The organism is Bradyrhizobium sp. Y36 (genome assembly GCF_002531575.1).
GTDB lineage: Bacteria > Pseudomonadota > Alphaproteobacteria > Rhizobiales > Xanthobacteraceae > Bradyrhizobium.
The window spans coordinates 50,450-67,397 of the sequence record NZ_NWTI01000008.1 but is presented as its reverse complement, the minus strand read 5'-3'; the positions used below and the strand labels follow the sequence as shown (position 1 = coordinate 67,397).

At 65.4% G+C, this 16,948-nt stretch carries 15 protein-coding genes; 8 read left to right on the top strand and 7 right to left on the bottom strand.

The window, feature by feature from the left end; genetic code table 11:
• Nucleotides 1-34: 34 nt before the first annotated feature.
• Nucleotides 35-280, top strand: a complete 246-nt coding sequence (locus CO669_RS16120; RefSeq protein ID WP_097660786.1) for a DUF6719 family protein — start codon at nt 35-37, stop codon at nt 278-280.
• Here the strand turns inward: CO669_RS16120 and CO669_RS16115 are convergent, their stop codons facing one another.
• Nucleotides 281-646, bottom strand: a complete 366-nt coding sequence (locus tag CO669_RS16115) for a hypothetical protein (RefSeq protein ID WP_097660785.1) — start codon at nt 644-646, stop codon at nt 281-283.
• Nucleotides 647-680: 34 nt separating this feature from the next.
• The gene (locus CO669_RS16110) at nt 681-908 is read right to left on the bottom strand and encodes a hypothetical protein (protein ID WP_097660784.1); all 228 of its coding nucleotides are present in this window, start codon (nt 906-908) and stop codon (nt 681-683) included.
• Nucleotides 909-1,261: 353 nt separating this feature from the next.
• Between CO669_RS16110 and CO669_RS16105 the strand changes: the two genes are divergently transcribed.
• On the top strand, nt 1,262-1,465 hold the full coding sequence (locus CO669_RS16105; RefSeq protein ID WP_097660783.1) for a hypothetical protein: 204 nt from the start codon (nt 1,262-1,264) through the stop codon (nt 1,463-1,465).
• A 12-nt stretch (nt 1,466-1,477) separates the two neighbouring features.
• On the opposite strand, the gene CO669_RS16100 is transcribed toward CO669_RS16105, so the two are convergent.
• The gene (locus CO669_RS16100; RefSeq protein ID WP_097660782.1) at nt 1,478-2,026 is read right to left on the bottom strand and encodes a CreA family protein; all 549 of its coding nucleotides are present in this window, start codon (nt 2,024-2,026) and stop codon (nt 1,478-1,480) included.
• A 207-nt stretch (nt 2,027-2,233) separates the two neighbouring features.
• Here CO669_RS16100 and CO669_RS16095 point away from each other — a divergent pair, with 207 nt between their 5' ends.
• From CO669_RS16095 to CO669_RS16080, 4 genes are all read left to right on the top strand, one after another.
• Nucleotides 2,234-3,913, top strand: coding sequence for a L,D-transpeptidase family protein (locus CO669_RS16095; RefSeq protein WP_198964055.1), 1,680 nt, complete (start codon nt 2,234-2,236; stop codon nt 3,911-3,913).
• Between the two features lie 92 nt (nt 3,914-4,005).
• A complete protein-coding gene (locus CO669_RS16090) occupies nt 4,006-4,575 on the top strand; it encodes a glutathione peroxidase (protein ID WP_097660780.1) in 570 nt (189 codons plus the stop codon).
• Nucleotides 4,576-4,742: 167 nt separating this feature from the next.
• Nucleotides 4,743-5,765, top strand: coding sequence for a polysaccharide deacetylase family protein (locus CO669_RS16085; RefSeq protein WP_097660966.1), 1,023 nt, complete (start codon nt 4,743-4,745; stop codon nt 5,763-5,765).
• A 7-nt stretch (nt 5,766-5,772) separates the two neighbouring features.
• Nucleotides 5,773-6,324, top strand: a complete 552-nt coding sequence (locus tag CO669_RS16080; RefSeq protein WP_198964054.1) for a dihydrofolate reductase family protein — start codon at nt 5,773-5,775, stop codon at nt 6,322-6,324.
• A 6-nt stretch (nt 6,325-6,330) separates the two neighbouring features.
• Here the strand turns inward: CO669_RS16080 and CO669_RS16075 are convergent, their stop codons facing one another.
• From CO669_RS16075 to CO669_RS16065, 3 genes are all read right to left on the bottom strand, one after another.
• Nucleotides 6,331-7,788, bottom strand: a complete 1,458-nt coding sequence (locus tag CO669_RS16075; protein ID WP_097660779.1) for an outer membrane protein — start codon at nt 7,786-7,788, stop codon at nt 6,331-6,333.
• 213 nt (nt 7,789-8,001) lie between these two features.
• Entirely contained in the window at nt 8,002-8,454 is a 453-nt protein-coding gene (locus CO669_RS16070) for a DoxX family protein (protein ID WP_097660964.1), read from the bottom strand.
• A 290-nt stretch (nt 8,455-8,744) separates the two neighbouring features.
• Nucleotides 8,745-11,054 carry an NADP-dependent malic enzyme gene (locus CO669_RS16065; protein WP_097660778.1) on the bottom strand — a complete coding sequence of 770 codons (2,310 nt, stop codon included), beginning with the start codon at nt 11,052-11,054 and terminating at the stop codon, nt 8,745-8,747.
• A gap of 247 nt (nt 11,055-11,301) precedes the next feature.
• On the opposite strand from CO669_RS16065, the gene CO669_RS16060 reads away from it, so the two are divergent.
• Nucleotides 11,302-13,269 carry an aq_1923 C-terminal domain gene (locus CO669_RS16060; protein WP_097660777.1) on the top strand — a complete coding sequence of 656 codons (1,968 nt, stop codon included), beginning with the start codon at nt 11,302-11,304 and terminating at the stop codon, nt 13,267-13,269.
• Nucleotides 13,270-13,359: 90 nt separating this feature from the next.
• On the opposite strand, the gene aspS is transcribed toward CO669_RS16060, so the two are convergent.
• Nucleotides 13,360-15,132, bottom strand: coding sequence for an aspartate--tRNA ligase (gene aspS / locus CO669_RS16055; protein WP_097660776.1), 1,773 nt, complete (start codon nt 15,130-15,132; stop codon nt 13,360-13,362).
• 198 nt (nt 15,133-15,330) lie between these two features.
• On the opposite strand from aspS, the gene CO669_RS16050 reads away from it, so the two are divergent.
• Nucleotides 15,331-16,803, top strand: coding sequence for a protein adenylyltransferase SelO (locus tag CO669_RS16050; RefSeq protein ID WP_097660775.1), 1,473 nt, complete (start codon nt 15,331-15,333; stop codon nt 16,801-16,803).
• The last annotated feature ends 145 nt before the right edge of the window (nt 16,804-16,948 follow it).

Below are 16,948 nucleotides of genomic sequence, written 5' to 3'. Positions count from 1 at the left end.
CTACATTGCGGCATCACCGCCGAGATCTCTCACCATGCCGCTGCGCCGCACGACCTGCCTCACGTTCCTGATCACCCTCGCGCTTGCCGCGACGGCGCATGCCGCCACGGTCGGACGCGAGCAGGACATCGTCGACCTCAAGCTGGGGCAGCGCATTCAGGTGGATGACGGAACCTGTCCCGCCGGACAGGTCAAGGAAGTGCGTGGGGCGCGGATGTCCGACAAAGGTGTCGTGCGCACCGCCACTTGCGTGCAGCGCTACGGTCCGAAGACGAAGTAACTACTGCTTCGCCGGGTCGAACATGCACTGCAGGGTCGGCTTGGCGATCTTGGTGAAGGTCGGACCGATCTCGCTTTGCTTGGAAGCCGGCACCCAGTCGGTCTCGATCGTGGGCACACCGGTCTCGCTGATGCCGCGCAACAGCGCCTCGCGCAGGTCGCGATCCTCTACCGCGGCTGCGGCGTGATCGTGCAGGCAGCCGCAGACTTCCTCGGGATGTTCCCACCGTCCAATCATCCGCGGCGCGCACTGACGCACGAACTCGCTGCGGGGATCCGGTAACCGCGAGGGCGCGCGCACCTGCGCCTCGGCGGCACTGATCGTCAGAAGGGTTACGAACGCAGCGGCGCAAGATCGGACGAGCATGACGGCCTTTATCGGCTGATTTTCTTGTTGTCGATCAGAAGCGCGCGGCAACCACGATCGGCTGCGAGCTCGCGGTCGTGATCGGCGAGCCGCTGTACTGGAAGGTGCCGACGCCGGGAAGATTGCCGTCGGGCGCACCCGCGAACGAGGAGCCGACGATCACGAAGCCGAAAGCAAGGATGAAGCTGAGCGCGCGCATGGTCTTGTCTCCGAATTCCGTGGCCGGCGAGGCCGCCGTCGTCGTTGTGAAGCTGATAACCATGGGCGGTTTCGCGCGTGATGCGCCAAAAGTGCAAAATGGTTTCATCTTGCGTGAGAATTGTTTCGTCCGGTCCGAGCCGACGACACAATTCTCGAAAACTGCCAATCATTTCAATCCGGTCTGGCCGCCGCTCAACGCGGCCTGCCAGGTTCCGGTTCGGCTGCGCGACCGCCTCCTCCGTCGCCGCCGTCACGGTCCCGCCTTGCGTGCTTCACACGCATTTTACGTTTGTCTGCTGAAGAGAGTGACGAACGAAGGCTGGGTCCTGTCGAACCGGGGGCGCTGCGGCTGCGACCCAAGCCATCGAATCCGAGACGCCGGAATCACCGGACGCATTCAGTTGAGGGGTGGCCATGACAACGCAGGATCGCGCAACGCCGCGCGAGACGGACCAACCGACGGACCGCAGAGTTCAACGACCCAGCCACGTCGCCTCGGCCGGCGCGATGTCGCTGCAGTCCGGGCGCGGCTTCGAGGCGGCGCCACAGGCATTCGTGCGGCTGACCGGCTCGCATCTTGTCAAACCGCAGGCCAGCCGCGCTGTTGTGATCGAGTGAACCGAAATCGCATCAATCCGTGAAGAACTCGCCGCATTTCTGAACGTTCGCGTCCGCCGGTCCCCACGGCATGATCGGCACGGTCGAGGTCGAGTTCTTCGGTGAGCCCTCGATCAGCCTGTCCGAATAGACCATGTAGACCAGCACGTTGCGCTTGGCGTCACAGCCGCGCACGATCTGCATCTTCTTGAAGAACAGCGAGCGGCGCCGGCGGAACATGTCGTCGCCCTGCTCCATCTTGGTCTTGAACTTGATCGGCCCGACCTGGCGGCAGGCCAGCGAGATGTCCGAGACCTCCTCGGCAAGGCCCAGCCAGCCCTTGAAGCCGCCCTTCTCCGGCACCGTGAAGTGACAGGCGACGCCCTCGACCTCGGGGTCATCAAGACCATAGGTCGCGAGCTTGTCGTTCGGGCTCATCCATTTGAACACCGTGGAGCGGCGGAAGATCAGATCGGGCTCGTCGGCAGCCTGAGCGGACGCCGTCGGCAGGGCCAGAGCCAGGAGGAAGAAAGCAAAGCCTTTCAAGCGGATGCTGGAAAGACCGAGGAAACGAGATGACATGAAGTTCTCCGGTAGCAAGTCCCCACAACATAGGCATCGCCCGACCACTCAGGAAGACGACGGCAGGCGGGCGCGGCCGCCGTTTACCGCTCCGTGAGGCTTTTTTGTTACGAGTTGGACAAAAGTAGCTGACCGCAGAACCGCCCTGCTGGTGAACGCGTATCCCCTCTGCGACACTAACGTCTGATTTGGATTATGGATTCGAGGATGAACAGCGTGAACGGGTCGGGTTTTGCTGCCAAGCCGGCGCGGCTTTGGCAGGTCGCCATTTTGACGGCGGCGGGTGCGATCGGCGCGACGAGCCAGGCAGACGCAGCATTCTATTATTGGACGGATTATTCCGACGGATCGTACTACGCCCGGCAGGACCGGCATCCCGAGATACCGCGCCAGAAGCCGCAGAAGCGCAGCGCGACCGGCAAGAAAGAGGTCGTCGCCGAGAAGGAAGCCGGCACCAAGCCCCAGGGGCCGCTGGTCATCGTCGTCTCGATCGAACGGCAGAGGGTCACCGTCTACGACAGCAACGGCGTGTTCGCGGAATCGCCGGTGTCGACGGGCATGAAGGGCCATTCGACGCCGATGGGTGTGTTCAGCGTCATCCAGAAGCACAAATTCCACCACTCCAACATCTATAGCGGCGCGCCGATGCCGTATATGCAGCGGATCACCTGGTCCGGCGTTGCCATGCATGCCGGCGTGCTCCCGGGCTATCCGGCCTCGCACGGCTGCATCCGCATGCCGATATCGTTCGCGATGAAGATGTGGAATTGGACCAAGATGGGCGCGCGCGTCATCGTCGCACCCGGCGAGATGACGCCGCACAGCTTCTCCCATCCCCTGCTCGCCTCGACGCGCGTGCCGCCGCAGCCCGCCGCCAGCCTCGAGCCGCAGAGCAATGTCGGCGACAAGGCCGACAAGGGCGCCGCGGACACCAAAGCCGCCGAAACCAAGCCGATCGAAACCAAGCCGATCGAAACGAAGACTGCCAGCGCCGACGGCGTGCTCGAGCTGCGCGCCTCCGTCGGCCACACCGTGATGTCGGACGTGACCACGGGCAACGCGGCGGCCCATGAGGAAGCGGCAGCTTCAACCGACAAGATTGAATCGCCGGCCAAGTCCGAGACAAAGACTGCCGAGGCAAGCGACGCGGCGAACCCGGCTCAAGCCGACAAGCTCGAAGCCGCCAAGACTGAACCGGCCAGACCTGAAGCCGCGCAGTCCGAGCCCGCAAAAACCGAAGCTGCAAAGTCCGAAACTGCCAAGTCCGAATCTGCAAAGCCCGACGCTGCGAAGACTGAAGCGGCCGAGGCCGCGAAGAAGCCGGCTGCACCGGCCCTCGCCACCGCGCCGGAGTCGAAGAAGGACGAGAGCCGCCTCGCCGAGCCGGCGCCGGCCGCAAAGCCGGAAGCGCCCAAGCGGGCCGGCCAGATCGCCGTCTTCATCAGCCGCAAGGATTCCAAGCTCTACGTACGGCAGAATTTTGCGCCGCTGTTCGAGGTCCCGGTCACGATCGCCACGAGCGACCGGCCGCTCGGCACGCATATCTTCACTGCCGAGCTCGACAAGACCGATTCCAATGCGCTGCGTTGGTCGGTGGTGTCGCTGCCCGTCTCCGCCCGTTCCGCGGCACGCGAGGACGACAACCGCCTCACGCGCCGCAAGGGTGGCGCTGTCGTGATCCCCGTGGCCGCCAAGCCCGTTGTTGCCAAGCCCGTGGTCACGCCGGACAGCCCGGCTGCAGCCCTCGACCGCATCTCGATCCCCGCCGACACCCTGGCGAAGATCAACGAGATGTTGACGTCGGGCGGCTCCATCATCATCTCCGACCAGGGCATCAACCAGGGCGAGACCGGCGAAGGCACCGACTTCATCGTCCGCCTGTACTAGCCGCTTGACCGGCGCCGGATAACGCGGTGTTGACGAGGCGCTGCGCGGCCACGGAGTAATATGCCCCCGGGATCATTTCGGGGGACTCCGTCATGATGAATCGCAGGATCATGCTCACCGCGATGCTGGCCGGCACGCTGGCGCCGGCAACGCGTGCTTTCGCCGAGGGCGGCATGAGCCGGATCCCGGCCTATGCCTTTTCCTTCCCCGCCTTGTCCGGCGACGACATCCGCCTCGCCGCGTTCACCGGCAAGCCGCTGCTGGTGGTCAACACCGCCTCGCTGTGTGGCTACACGCCGCAATATGCCGGCCTCCAGGAGATCTGGAACGAGTTTCGCGAACGCGGCCTCACCGTGATCGGCGTGCCCTCGAATGATTTCGGCGGCCAGGAGCCGGGCGGCAGCAGCGAGATCACGCAGACGGCGCACCACCAATATGGTGTTACCTTTCCGATCACGGCCAAGGCGGTCGTGGTCGGCGCGAAGGCGCACCCCTTCTACAAATGGGCCGCCGAGGCGCGACCGCGGGAAGTTCCGCGCTGGAACTTCCACAAATACCTGATCGGCCGCGACGGCTATATCGCCGACGTCTTTCCGTCCGCGATCGAGCCGGCCGACACGCGGATCAAGACGGCTATTGCGAGGGCGCTGGCCGACAGTTGACGCTCACATGCCGCCCCATCGGGCTGGGCACAATTGTGGCGAGGTGCCAAACAGCCGTTGCAATGGCGATGGCCCACCATCTAGGCTAGGATCGTTTGGGGCAGGACGGTTTGGCCGGAGGCGAAAAGCCGCGGCGGAACAACGGGATCAATCTCGAGGACAACACCATGCGTGTGGCGGCAGGACTGATTTTGGCAAGCGCGATGTCGGTTGCAATGACCGGCGCAGCATGGTCGCAGACTCCGGCGAAGCCCGCAGCCGCGACGCAAGCCGCACCGGCGGCGACGCCGGCCGCCACAACGCCGGCTGCAACTCCTGCAGCCGCTCCCGCGGCAGCCGCCGCGCCTGCAGGCTTCGTCAATCCGCCCCCGCCGCAACAGGCGCCACAGCCGGCGCGCGCCGCCTGCAACACGCCGGGCGCGCTCGGCGTTGCCCGTACCGTCGAGATCGATACCACGGGCGGTCCCGGCTTCGGCTTCGAGCATTTCAAGGAGCTCGATTTCCTGCGCGACAAGGAGGTCGTGCTGACCTTCGACGACGGCCCCTGGCCGAAGAACACGCCCGCGGTGCTGAAGGCGCTCGCCGATGAATGCACCACCGGAATCTTCTTCTCGATCGGCAAGCACGCGACCTACGAGCCGGAGATCCTGAAGCAGGTCTATGCGGCCGGCCACACCGTGGGCACCCACACCTGGTCGCACGCCAACCTCAACAACAAGAAGCTGACCGAGGCGCAGCGCAAGGAAGAGATCGAGAAGGGCCTGTCCGCGGTGAAGTGGGCGCTCGGCGGTATCTCGCCCTCGCCGTTCTTCCGCTTCCCGGCGCTGCAGCATCCGCCGGAGATGGTCACCTATCTCGGCAACCGCAACACTGCGATCTTCTCCTGCGACATCGACTCCTTCGACTTCAAGGCCTCCAAGCCCGAGAAGATCATCGAGACCGTGATGAAGAAGCTCGATACCAAGGGCAAGGGCATCATCCTGATGCACGACTTCCAGAAGCACACGGCCGAGGCCCTGCCCGAGTTGCTCAAGCGCCTGAAGGCCGGCGGCTACAAGGTGGTGGCGATGCGCGCCAAATTCCCGGCGTCCTCGTTGCCGGAGTACGACCAGGAGCTGGGCAAGGACATCAAGCTGCCGACGGTGAGCCAGCGCCCGGTCAACAGCGTCGTCACGACGGTCAACGAATAGCCGGCCATTGTCTTTCCGCATTGAAGGCTACGTCATCGTCTCGGCGGACGGCATGCTTGCCGACGCCGGCCACGTCATGCCAGACAGCCTGAAGTTCGAGGGCGACAAGCTGTTCTTCGAGCAGGCGCTCGATCGCGCCGCGCTGATCGTGCACGGCCGCAACTCGCACGAACAGCAGACGAACTCGCCGCAGCGCAAGCGGCTGATCCTCACCCGCAAGATCGAGGCGCTCACCGTCGATCCCGAGATGCCGAACGCGACGCTGTGGAATCCGGACCATGCGAGCTTCGAGGAGGCCTGCGCGTTTGCCGACGTCGCCTCCGGCATGGTCGCCATCATCGGCGGCCCCGCCGTGTTCGAGATCTTCATGGACAGCTACGACACGTTCTGGCTGTCGGAAGCGCCGCATGTGCGCCTGCCCGGCGGCGAAGGCTGTTTCGTCGGCGTGCCGGCGCAGCCCCCGCAACAGGTGCTGACATCCCATGGAATGAAGCCCGGCGCGCCCTATCTGCTGGACGCGACGCATGGCGTGACCGTCACCCCGTGGCGCCGAAGCTGATCCACGCTACGGCGCGGGCAAATGATAGGCCAGCACGCCGCGCAGCGTGTGCACGGTGCCGCCCGCGCTCAAGCTGGTCATCGAATCGGATGCCAGATCGTCTCTCGTCCCCAGATGCGTCACGCGATATTCCGCACGGGCGGAGATGCTGTCGGTGAAGAAGCGCTCGAAGCCGCCACCGAACGTCGCGCCGTGATATTCCCGCGTCGGCGCGGTGCCGGGAAAGCCGAGGAAATTGTACGAGATCGACTGCGCCGTCGTTCCGCTGTAGCCACCGAGCAGATAGACCATCGTCTCCGGCGAGACGAGATAGCCGACGCGTCCGCCGACGGTCCATCCCCACTTCACCGCAGCAAGATCCGACGAGATCTCGGCACCGGCTCCTGCGGCCGAGGCCTTGATTTTGGCGCCGCCGTTGGTCCCGGCATCGATCAGGCCGAATGCGCCGATGACCCATTTCGGCGCGACCTGGCGATCGTAACCGAGTGTGAAGGTGCCGCCGACATCGGCGCCGCCGAGACCGGACGCATTGAGGTCCAGCACGCCGGCGAAGGTGCCGGCGACATGGGGCGTGATGACATCGCCGCCGATGCCTGCGCCGACATAGACGCCTGTCCAGGTCGGATTCAACGCCGGCGCCGCCGCTGCGGTCGCAGGGCCGCCGAACTGGCCGAAGCGATAGGCCGCGCCGATACTGACCACATGCTGGGACAGGTCGGTGGTCCAGACCGCGCCAAGCGGATCCACCGTCGTATGTTGGCCAAGCGCGACATAGCGGTATTCGCCGCGCAGCGAGACGTTGTTGGCGAGGCGATATTCGGCGCCTGCGCCGACCGTATAGCCGTGCGACGTCAGTGCAGGCTCCTGCACCGTGAACGAGGGACCGCCGAAGATGACGTAGTTCAGATTCCAGTTGTTGATCCGCGTCTCGCTGTAGCCGGCGAGGCCGTAGAGCAGGATATCGGGCGTTACCAGAAATCCGGCACGACCGCCGATGGTCCAGCTCTGGTCCAGCGACGGCAGCGTGGCGCTCAGGCTCTGCCCGAAGAAGAGCGGGCTCGACGCACTGGCCGTCGTGCGCTGGCGCGACCAGTCGTAATCGACGAAGCCGCCGACCACGACGCGCGGCGCGACCTGCACGTCAAATCCGGCGAAGGCGGACAGTCCGAGATCGGCGCCTTGCAGGCCGTCGAGCGTGAACAGGTCGGGGCCACCGCCAACCGGCGCCAGGCGCGAGCGGCCGGTCGAGAAATCGAAACCCAGTCCGCCGCCGACATAGAATTGGGTCCAGTTGGCGACCGGCGCCGCGAGGGGCCGCGCCTTCACGGGCAAATCGGCGGCATGGACGGCCGTTGCTGCAAAGGCGGCGACATGCGCTGCACCGAGAATTTTGAGAGTACGCGCCGCCCGTCGCTTCGAATGAACCAAGTCCCGCTCCCTATAGCCCCGCACCGCCGCCCACATGCAACCGGACGACCGGTCATATTCCGCGCCGGTACGGGTTCACAAGCGGACAGGCGCAAGCAGCTCATAGCGGCTGCGGTTTTACGGAGCCCTGTGGTCTCGAAGCCATAATGTGTGAATGAAGGTTCACGCGGCGATCATCTGGTTCGCCCCGCGCTCCCGCGCGACTCATCTTGCACGTGACTACATGAAGGTCACGCCTCGCGCAGAGTCCTACACGTCGCCGTACGCCGCTTCGGCCGGGCGCGTGGTGCGGCCGTATCCCATGATCATGAACAAGGCACCCATGATCGAGAGGTTCTTCAGCGCGTCGACCACCATCTTCGCGTTCTCGGGCGGCGCCTGGTTCCAGAAATCGTCGAACAGCACCGTCGCGACCGCGACGTAGATGATCATCAGCATCGCGAAGAACCTTGCGCCGAAATTCAGCGCGATCATCAGGCCTGCGATGATCTCGAGCCCGCCGACCGCGATCGCCAGCAGCTGCGGCGTGGTCATAGCGGTGGCCGTCTCGATTTGCTTGGCATAAGGCGCGACGACATCGGGCACCGCGACCTTGGTGGCGATGAAGTCGGCCGTCGCCTGGATGGCAAAGAGCTTGGTCGCGCCCGTGTAGATGAACAGCACGGCGAACAGGATCCGCCCGAAAGTCACGAACGCTGGCATGATCGGCCTCTTGGCAAGCACTAAGCACGGAACGCGCCGGCGGATTATGGAGAGTCGCGGGCCGGTTTACAAACGGGGAAATGGAGAACTGAAAGTAATTCAAAGGAGGCGGCGGAGACGGTGGCCCCTTCTCGCCTCGCGGGAAAAGGTGGCGCGAAGCTCCGGATGAGGGGTCTCTCTCCACACGCTCAAATCAGAATGGGACTCGCGGAGAGAGACCCTCACCCGTTTCGCCGCCATGCGGCGAGACGCCCTCTCCCGCGAGGAGAGAGGGAAGAGCCGCCCGTCGCTTACGTAAACAGCGTCGGCTGTTGCCGGGCCGCGCGCTCCTGCGCTTCGACGACGGCCACCGCCGTCATGTTGAGGATGCCGCGCGCCGTCACCGAGGGCGTGAGGATGTGAGCGGTGCGCGCCGGGCCGATCAGGATCGGGCCGACGGGAAGCGCGTCCGCGAGCGACTTGATCATCTGATAGGCGACGTTGGCAGTGTCCAGCGTCGGCATGATCAGGATGTTGGCCTCGCCCTCCAGCTTGGAATGCGGCAGCACCATTTTTCGCGCAGCGGCGGAGAGCGCCGTGTCGCCCTGCATCTCGCCGTCCGCCTCGATCTCCGGATGCTTGTCCTTTAGCAGTTGGGTCGCCAGCCGCATCTTGCGCGAGGAGTCGGTGTCGTAGCTGCCGAAATCCGAATGCGAGATGAAGGCGATCTTCGGCTTGATGTTGAAGCGCTGGACGTGGACCGCGGCGAGGGACGCGATCTCGGCGAGCTCCTCCGCGCTCGGATTGGGACGAACTTGCGTGTCGGCGATGAAGAAGGCGCCCTTGCTGGTGATCAGCAGCGCCAGCGCCGCGTAGTCGCTGATCCCGGGCGAGAAGCCGACGATCTCGCGGACATGGCGCAGATGGCTCATGTAGCGGCCTTCGACGCCGCAGAGCATGGCGTCCGCCTCGCCGCGCGTCACCGCGAGCGCGGCGATCACCGTGTTGTTGGTGCGCACCACGGTGCGCGCCGCGTCCGGCGTCACGCCGCGGCGGCCGGCAACCTCGACATAGGACTGCACGTAGGAGCGGTAGCGTGGATCGTCCTCGGGATTGACGAGGTCGAAATCCTTGCCGGCACGGATCGAGAGGCCGAAGCGCTTGATGCGCGCCTCCACGACCGACGGACGTCCGACCAGGATCGGCCGCGCCAAATTCTCCTCCAGCACCACTTGCGTCGCGCGCAGCACGCGCTCGTCCTCGCCCTCGGCGTAGATCACGCGCACTGGCTGAGTCTTGGCCTTGGCGAACATCGGCTTCATGACGAGGCCGGAGCGGAAGGCGAAGCGTTCGAGCAGCGCGGTGTATTCGTCGAAATTGGTGATGGGCCGCGTCGCGACGCCGGACTCCATCGCCGCCTTGGCGACGGCCGGCGATATGCGCAGGATCAGGCGCGGGTCGAACGGGCTCGGGATCAGCGAGCCCGGGCCGAAGCCCTGCGTCTCGCCGGTGTCGAAGCCCTGCGCGACCGCATCCGAGGGCGCCTCGCGCGCGAGCTGCGCGATGGCCTCGACGGCGGCGAGCTTCATCTCCTCGTTGATGGCGCTGGCACCGACATCGAGCGCGCCGCGGAAGATGAAGGGGAAACAGAGGACGTTGTTGACCTGGTTCGGATAGTCGGAGCGGCCGGTGCAGATCATCGCGTCGGGGCGCACCTTGCGCGCCTCCTCCGGCATGATCTCCGGGGTCGGGTTGGCGAGCGCCATGATCAGCGGCTTGTCGCCCATCTCCTTGGCCATCTCGGGCTTGAGCACGCCGGGCGCCGAGAGGCCGATGAAGATGTCGGCGCCGCCGATGACGTCGCCGAGCGTGCGCTTGTCGGTCTTCTGCGCATAGACCGCCTTCCAGCGATCCATCGTGGTGTTGCGGCCTTCATGCACGAGGCCGTCGATGTCGCAGACCCAGATGTTCTTGCGCTGCGCGCCCATCGACACCAGCAGATTGAGCGTCGCGATCGCGGCCGCCCCTGCCCCCGACGCCACGATCTTGACGTCGGACAGCTTCTTGCCGTTGAGCCGCAGGGCGTTGGTGACGGCGGCGGCGACGATGATGGCGGTGCCGTGCTGATCGTCATGGAAGACCGGGATCTTCATGCGCTCCTTCAGCTGCGCCTCGATCTCGAAACATTCCGGCCCGCGGATGTCTTCCAGATTGATGCCGCCGAAGGTCGGCTCGAGCGCCGCCACGGTCTCGACCACGCGCTCGATGGTGTCGGCGGCGATCTCGATGTCGAACACGTCGATGCCGGCGAATTTCTTGAACAGGACGGCCTTGCCCTCCATCACCGGCTTGGAGGCCAGCGGGCCGATATTGCCGAGGCCGAGCACGGCGGTACCGTTGGAGACGACGGCGACCAGATTGGCGCGGGTGGTCAGCGTGGCGGCTTCGGCCGGATTCTTGGCGATCTCGGTGCAGGCCGCGGCAACGCCCGGCGAATAGGCCAGCGCAAGGTCGCGCTGGTTGGCAAGCGGCTTGCTTGCCTGGATCTCGAGCTTTCCAGGGCGCGGCAGACGATGGTAGGCGAGCGCCGCCTGGTGGAGATCATCAGAATAGGACGACATGCGGTGTCTCGCCTCGCGTTACCGGCCTCAAAATGCACGATCCGAAAGGGGCTGTCCAAGGGGACCGAATTTCCGGGTCATGGAAACGGGATGAAGCACGCCGGGCGCCCCGGTGGCAACATCGGATTGCGCCCTCATCAACAGGGGGCGCGGTCAAATAATTGAAAACCATAGCTTTCCCTGGACCGCGCGACATTTCGCGAATATGGCAGGTTGCGCGGTGCAAAACGGGCAACTGGAGCTGGGAATGAAGCGCATCCTGATCGGCGTGATCGCAACTCTCGTGCTCGGCGCGGGCGGATGGTTCGGCTTCAACCTCTACGTCCAGCACCGGGCCTCATCTGAGGTCGAGGCGGCATTCGAGCAGATGCGCTCAGGCGGCGGCAAGGCGAGCCATGGCAAGGTCGAATTCGAGTTTGCGACCCGAACGCTGACGATCGAGGACATCGCGGTCGAGCCTGCCCAGCCGCAGCTCGCCAATGTCAAGGTCGCAAAGGTCAAGGCCGTCGGCGTGCGCAAGCTGGACGAAGCCCATTTCGCGGCCGACGGCATTGAGGTGTCGGGGGTCGAGGTCGCCTTCACGTCCAACGAGCGGGCGAAGCTGAAAGCGCACTACAAGATCCCGCAGGTCAGCGCCCGCGACTTTTCCGGCCCGACCCGGGCAGATGCTACGCCCCTGTCCGGCTCGATCATCGATATGTACCGCTTCATGCTGGCGCAATACGCAACCGTCTCGGCGTCTTCGATCGCGGTGCCGACCGTCACGGTCAACGTCGATGCAGGCCCCGGCACTGCCGGCAGCGGCGACTACGTCTATTCGGGCCTGTCGGTCCAGAACGTCGACCGCGGCAAGATCGAAACGGCGAAGACGGACCGCATCACCTTTACGATCGACCTCGCCCAGCCGGGCAAGCCCGCGAAAATGACCGGTGAGATGTCAGGTCTTGCCGCCTACGATTTCGACGCGACTGCCGTGCGGGCCGCGCTCGATCAGCAAGGATCGAGCGACGACGGTCTTCACAGGATCTATCGGCGCATCTCGGTCAACTCCTATGTGGTGACGACGGCGCCGAGCGTGCTCGTGCAGGTCGACGGTTTCACCTTCGACGACATTGCGATCCGGCCCTCGAAATTCCGCCCGGCCGAGATCATCGCGCTGGTGCCGGCCGACGGCGCGATCCCGACGCCGGCGCAGTCGCGCGACATGATCGCGAAGGTCGCCGATTTCTTCGAGGGCTTTCAGATCGGCAAGGCCGAGATCGGCAAGCAAACGGTCGAGACGCCGCAAGGGACGGGACGGCTCAACGCCATCAAATATGATCCGGACAGGATTGCGCTGGAAGGCCTCGACATGCCGATGCCGCAGGGCCAGCTCAAGATGGAGCGCTTCGCGCTGAAGTCCTTCAGTGCCGCCAACCTGATGCGCTGGGCGGCAAGCCTCAAGAGCCCGGGGCAGCCGCCCTCGCCCGATCAGATGCTGGGCCTGTTCCGGGTGCTCGAAGGCGCCGAGATCAAGGGCGTGGTCTCGCCCTACAAGAACACGCGGCAGCTCTTCACGATCGACACGATCAGCCTGAACTGGGGCCAGCTGGTCGGCTCCATCCCGAGCAAGGCCAGTCTGGTCGTGAAGATGGTCACGCCGACCGATCCCGCCAATCCGGCGCTGCAGCCGCTGATCATGGCGGGCGTGGACAGGCTCGCGATCGACCTCGATCTCGGCGCGGCCTGGACGGAATCGTCGGGCGCCTTCGCATTCGCGCCGGCGACGCTCGATCTCGGCAACCTCGCCAGGGCGCAGGCCCGCTTTGCGCTCGCCAACGTGCCGCGCGGCCTGTTCACGACCGACCCGGCGCAGGCGATGAGCCAGGCGGCCCAGGTCGAGACCGGCGCGTTCGAGCTTTCGCTGCGCGACAGCGGCGTGGTCGATCTCGTCGTGGCACAGTTCGCGCGCATGCAGGACGTCAGCCGCGACGCCGCCCGCAGCGCCATCGTCGCGATGATCCGGGCGCAGGGCGAGAAGATTGCAGGGGCCAATGGCGACATGAGAACGGCAGTCGACACACTTGCCGGTTTCGTCGAAACGTCAGGGCAGACGCTGACCGTCAAGCTGACGCCCCGCGCCAAGGTGTCGCTGATGCAATTGATGCAGCTGTCGCAAACCGACCCCGAGAGCGCACTGGCGCAGTTTCGAATCGAGGCATCGACGGGGCTGTAGGGCCGGTAGTTGACCGCGATCAGGCCCCGGCTCAGCAGCGCATCACTGTGTGCTGAGCTGCGTCCGGGGCACGAGACTGATCGCGCAGCCTCACTTCTGCGGCAGGTTCACCCGCACATGCAGCTCGCGGAGCTGCTTCGTCGTGGCTTCCGACGGCGCGCCCATCAGCAGATCCATGGCCTGCTGGTTCATCGGGAACAGCGAGATCTCGCGCAGATTCGTGGTGCCGCAGAGCAGCATCACGATGCGGTCGACGCCCGCGGCCATGCCGCCATGCGGCGGCGCGCCGTACTGGAAGGCGCGGTACATGCCGCCGAAGCGGTCGACCACTTCCTGCTCGCCATAGCCCGCGATCTCGAACGCCTTCACCATGGCTTCCGGCACGTGGTTGCGGATGCCGCCCGAGGCGATCTCGTAGCCGTTGCAGGTGATGTCGTACTGGAACGCCTTGATGGTCAGCGGATCCTGGCCCTTCAGCGCCTCCAGGCCACCTTGCGGCATCGAGAACGGGTTGTGCGAGAAGTCGACCTTCTTGTCGTCCTCGTTGTACTCGTACATAGGGAAGTCGACGATCCAGGCAAGCTCGAACCGCTCCTTGTCGGTGAGGTTCAATTCCTCGCCGACCTTGTTGCGGGCGAGCCCCGAGAACTTCCAGAACTTGTCGGGGTCGCCGGCGACGAAGAAGGCGGCGTCGCCTTCCTTGGTGCCGATCTGTGCGCGGATCGCCGCGGTGCGTTCAGGCCCGATGTTGTTCGCGAGCGGGCCTGCGCCCTCGCCGCCCTCGCGCCACATGATGTAGCCGAGGCCGGGCTGGCCCTCTCCCTGCGCCCACGAGTTCATGCGGTCGCAGAACGCGCGGCTGCCGCCGCCCGGCGCCGGGATCGCCCAGACCTGGTTCTTGGGATCTTCGAGCATGCGCGCGAACACCTTGAAGCCGCTTCCGCGGAAGTGCTCGGAGACGTCCTGCATCTCGATCGGGTTACGCAAATCCGGCTTGTCGCTGCCGTACTTCCGCAGCGCCTCGGCGAACGGGATGCGGCGCCAGTTCTTGCTCACCGGCTTGCCCTTGGCGAACTCCTCGAACACGCCGGTGATGACGGGCTCCATCGCCGCGAAGACGTCTTCCTGCGTGACAAAGCTCATCTCGACGTCGAGCTGATAGAACTCGCCGGGCAGACGGTCGGCGCGCGGGTCCTCGTCGCGGAAGCAGGGCGCGATCTGGAAGTAGCGGTCGAAGCCCGACATCATCAGCAGCTGCTTGTACTGCTGCGGCGCCTGCGGCAGCGCGTAGAACTTGCCGGGATGGATGCGCGAGGGCACCAGGAAGTCGCGCGCGCCTTCCGGCGAGGACGCGGTCAGGATCGGGGTGTTGAACTCGAAGAAGCCCTGCCCCTCCATGCGCCGGCGCATCGACTTGATGATCTCGACACGGGTCATGATGTTCTGGTGCAGCTTCTCACGGCGCAGGTCGAGGAAGCGGTACTTCAGGCGGATGTCTTCGGGGTATTCCTGGTCGCCGAACACCGGCAGCGGCAAATCGCCGGCCGGGCCCAGCACCTCGATCTCGCTGACATAGACCTCGACCTTGCCGGTCGGCAGATCGTTGTTATCGGTACCTTCGGGACGCCGGCGGGCCTTGCCGTCCATCCGCACCACGAATTCCGAGCGCAGCTTCTCGGCCTGCGCAAACGCCGGCGAGTCCGGATCGACCACGCACTGGGTCAGGCCGTAATGGTCGCGCAAATCGATGAACAGCACGCCGCCATGGTCGCGAACGCGATGGACCCAGCCCGACAGGCGGACCGTCTCGCCGATGTTGCTCTCGCGGAGCGCGCCGCATGTATGTGACCGGTAGCGATGCATGGTCGTCCCAAAATCGATGTCTGAAGGATAACGAATCGAACCGGCTGTCATGGCCGGTCCGAGATTGCGGCAGGGTTTACCCGACGCGCCCCAAGGCGGCAACCAAGGGAACGGCCTGCTTGGGGCCGGAAGTGCCCATTTTTGGCATATCGGAGGCCGAACCTTTGCCATCGGGCGTTCCAGCCCTATCTTGAGGCCATGACGGTGCATTTCCCCTTCCAGAACTCCTATTCGGCGCTGCCGGACAGCTTCTTCGCCCGCGTCGCGCCGACCCCGGTCGCCGCCCCCCGGCTGATCAAGCTGAACCGGCCGCTGGCGGTGCAGCTCGGGCTCGATCCGGACCTGCTGGACACGCCTGAAGGTGCCGCGATCCTGGCCGGGAAAACGGTTCCCGCCGGCGCCGACCCCATCGCCATGGCCTATGCCGGCCACCAGTTCGGCCATTTCGTGCCCCAGCTCGGCGATGGCCGCGCCATCCTGCTCGGCGAGGTCATCGACCGGGACGGCGTCCGCCGCGACATCCAGCTCAAGGGCTCGGGCCCCACCCCGTTCTCCCGACGCGGCGACGGCCGCGCCGCGCTCGGCCCGGTGCTCCGCGAGTACATCGTCAGCGAGGCGATGTTCGCTTTGGGCATTCCGACCACGCGCTCGCTCGCCGCCGTCGTCACCGGCGAGCACGTCATCCGCGAGACCGCGCTGCCCGGCGCGGTGCTGACCCGCGTCGCCTCCAGCCACATCCGCGTCGGCACCTTCCAGTTCTTCGCCGCCCGCCGCGACACCGAGGCGATCCGCCGGCTCGCCGACCACGTCATTGCCCGCCACTATCCGGAGCTGCGCGATGTCGAGCGGCCCTATCACGCCCTGCTTGCCGGCGTCGTCGCGCGCCAGGCCGAGCTCGTCGCGCGCTGGCTGCTGGTCGGCTTCATCCATGGCGTGATGAACACCGACAATTCTTCGATCTCGGGCGAGACCATCGACTACGGCCCCTGCGCCTTGATGGATGCCTACAACCCCGCGCAGGTGTTCTCGTCGATCGACGAGATGGGCCGCTACGCCTACGCCAACCAGCCGCGCATCGCGCTGTGGAATCTCACGCGCCTGGCCGAATGCCTGCTGCCGCTGTTCTCGGACGAGCAGGAGAAGGCCGTCGCCGAGGCCCAGGACATCCTCGGTGCTTTCTCCGATATCTTCAGCGCCGCCTATCAGGCTGGCCTGCGCAAGAAGGTCGGCCTGTTCACGGAGCGCGACGGCGACGAGGCGCTGATCCAGGACCTGCTCGACGCCATGGCCAAGAACCAGGCCGACTTCACCCTCACCTTCCGCAAGCTGGGCGACGCCGCCGTTGATGACAGCGCAGATGCGCGTGCGCAGTTCATGGAGCCCGCAGCCTTCGACGAGTGGGCCGGCCGCTGGCGCGCGCGCACCGCGCTGGAGCCGCAGAGCGCAGCCGAGCGGCAGGCCGCCATGCACGCCGTCAATCCCATGTTCATCCCACGCAACCACCGCGTCGAAGCCGTGATCCAGGCTGCGGTCAACGACAACAATTACGCGCCGTTCGAGGAGCTGGTGAAGGTGCTGGCGAGACCGTTCGACGACCAGCCGGATTACGCCGCCTATGCCGATCCTCCGCTGCCGGACCAGCGGGTGCTGCGGACGTTTTGCGGGACTTAGCCCAAGCTCGATGCGTAGGGTGGATTAGCCGAAGGCGTAATCCACCACTTCTCTCGCCAACCGGAAAGCAAAGAGGTGGATTACGCTTCGCTAATCCACCCTACGAGCTCAGCTGATCCGCAACCTACAGGTCGCCTTGCCAGCG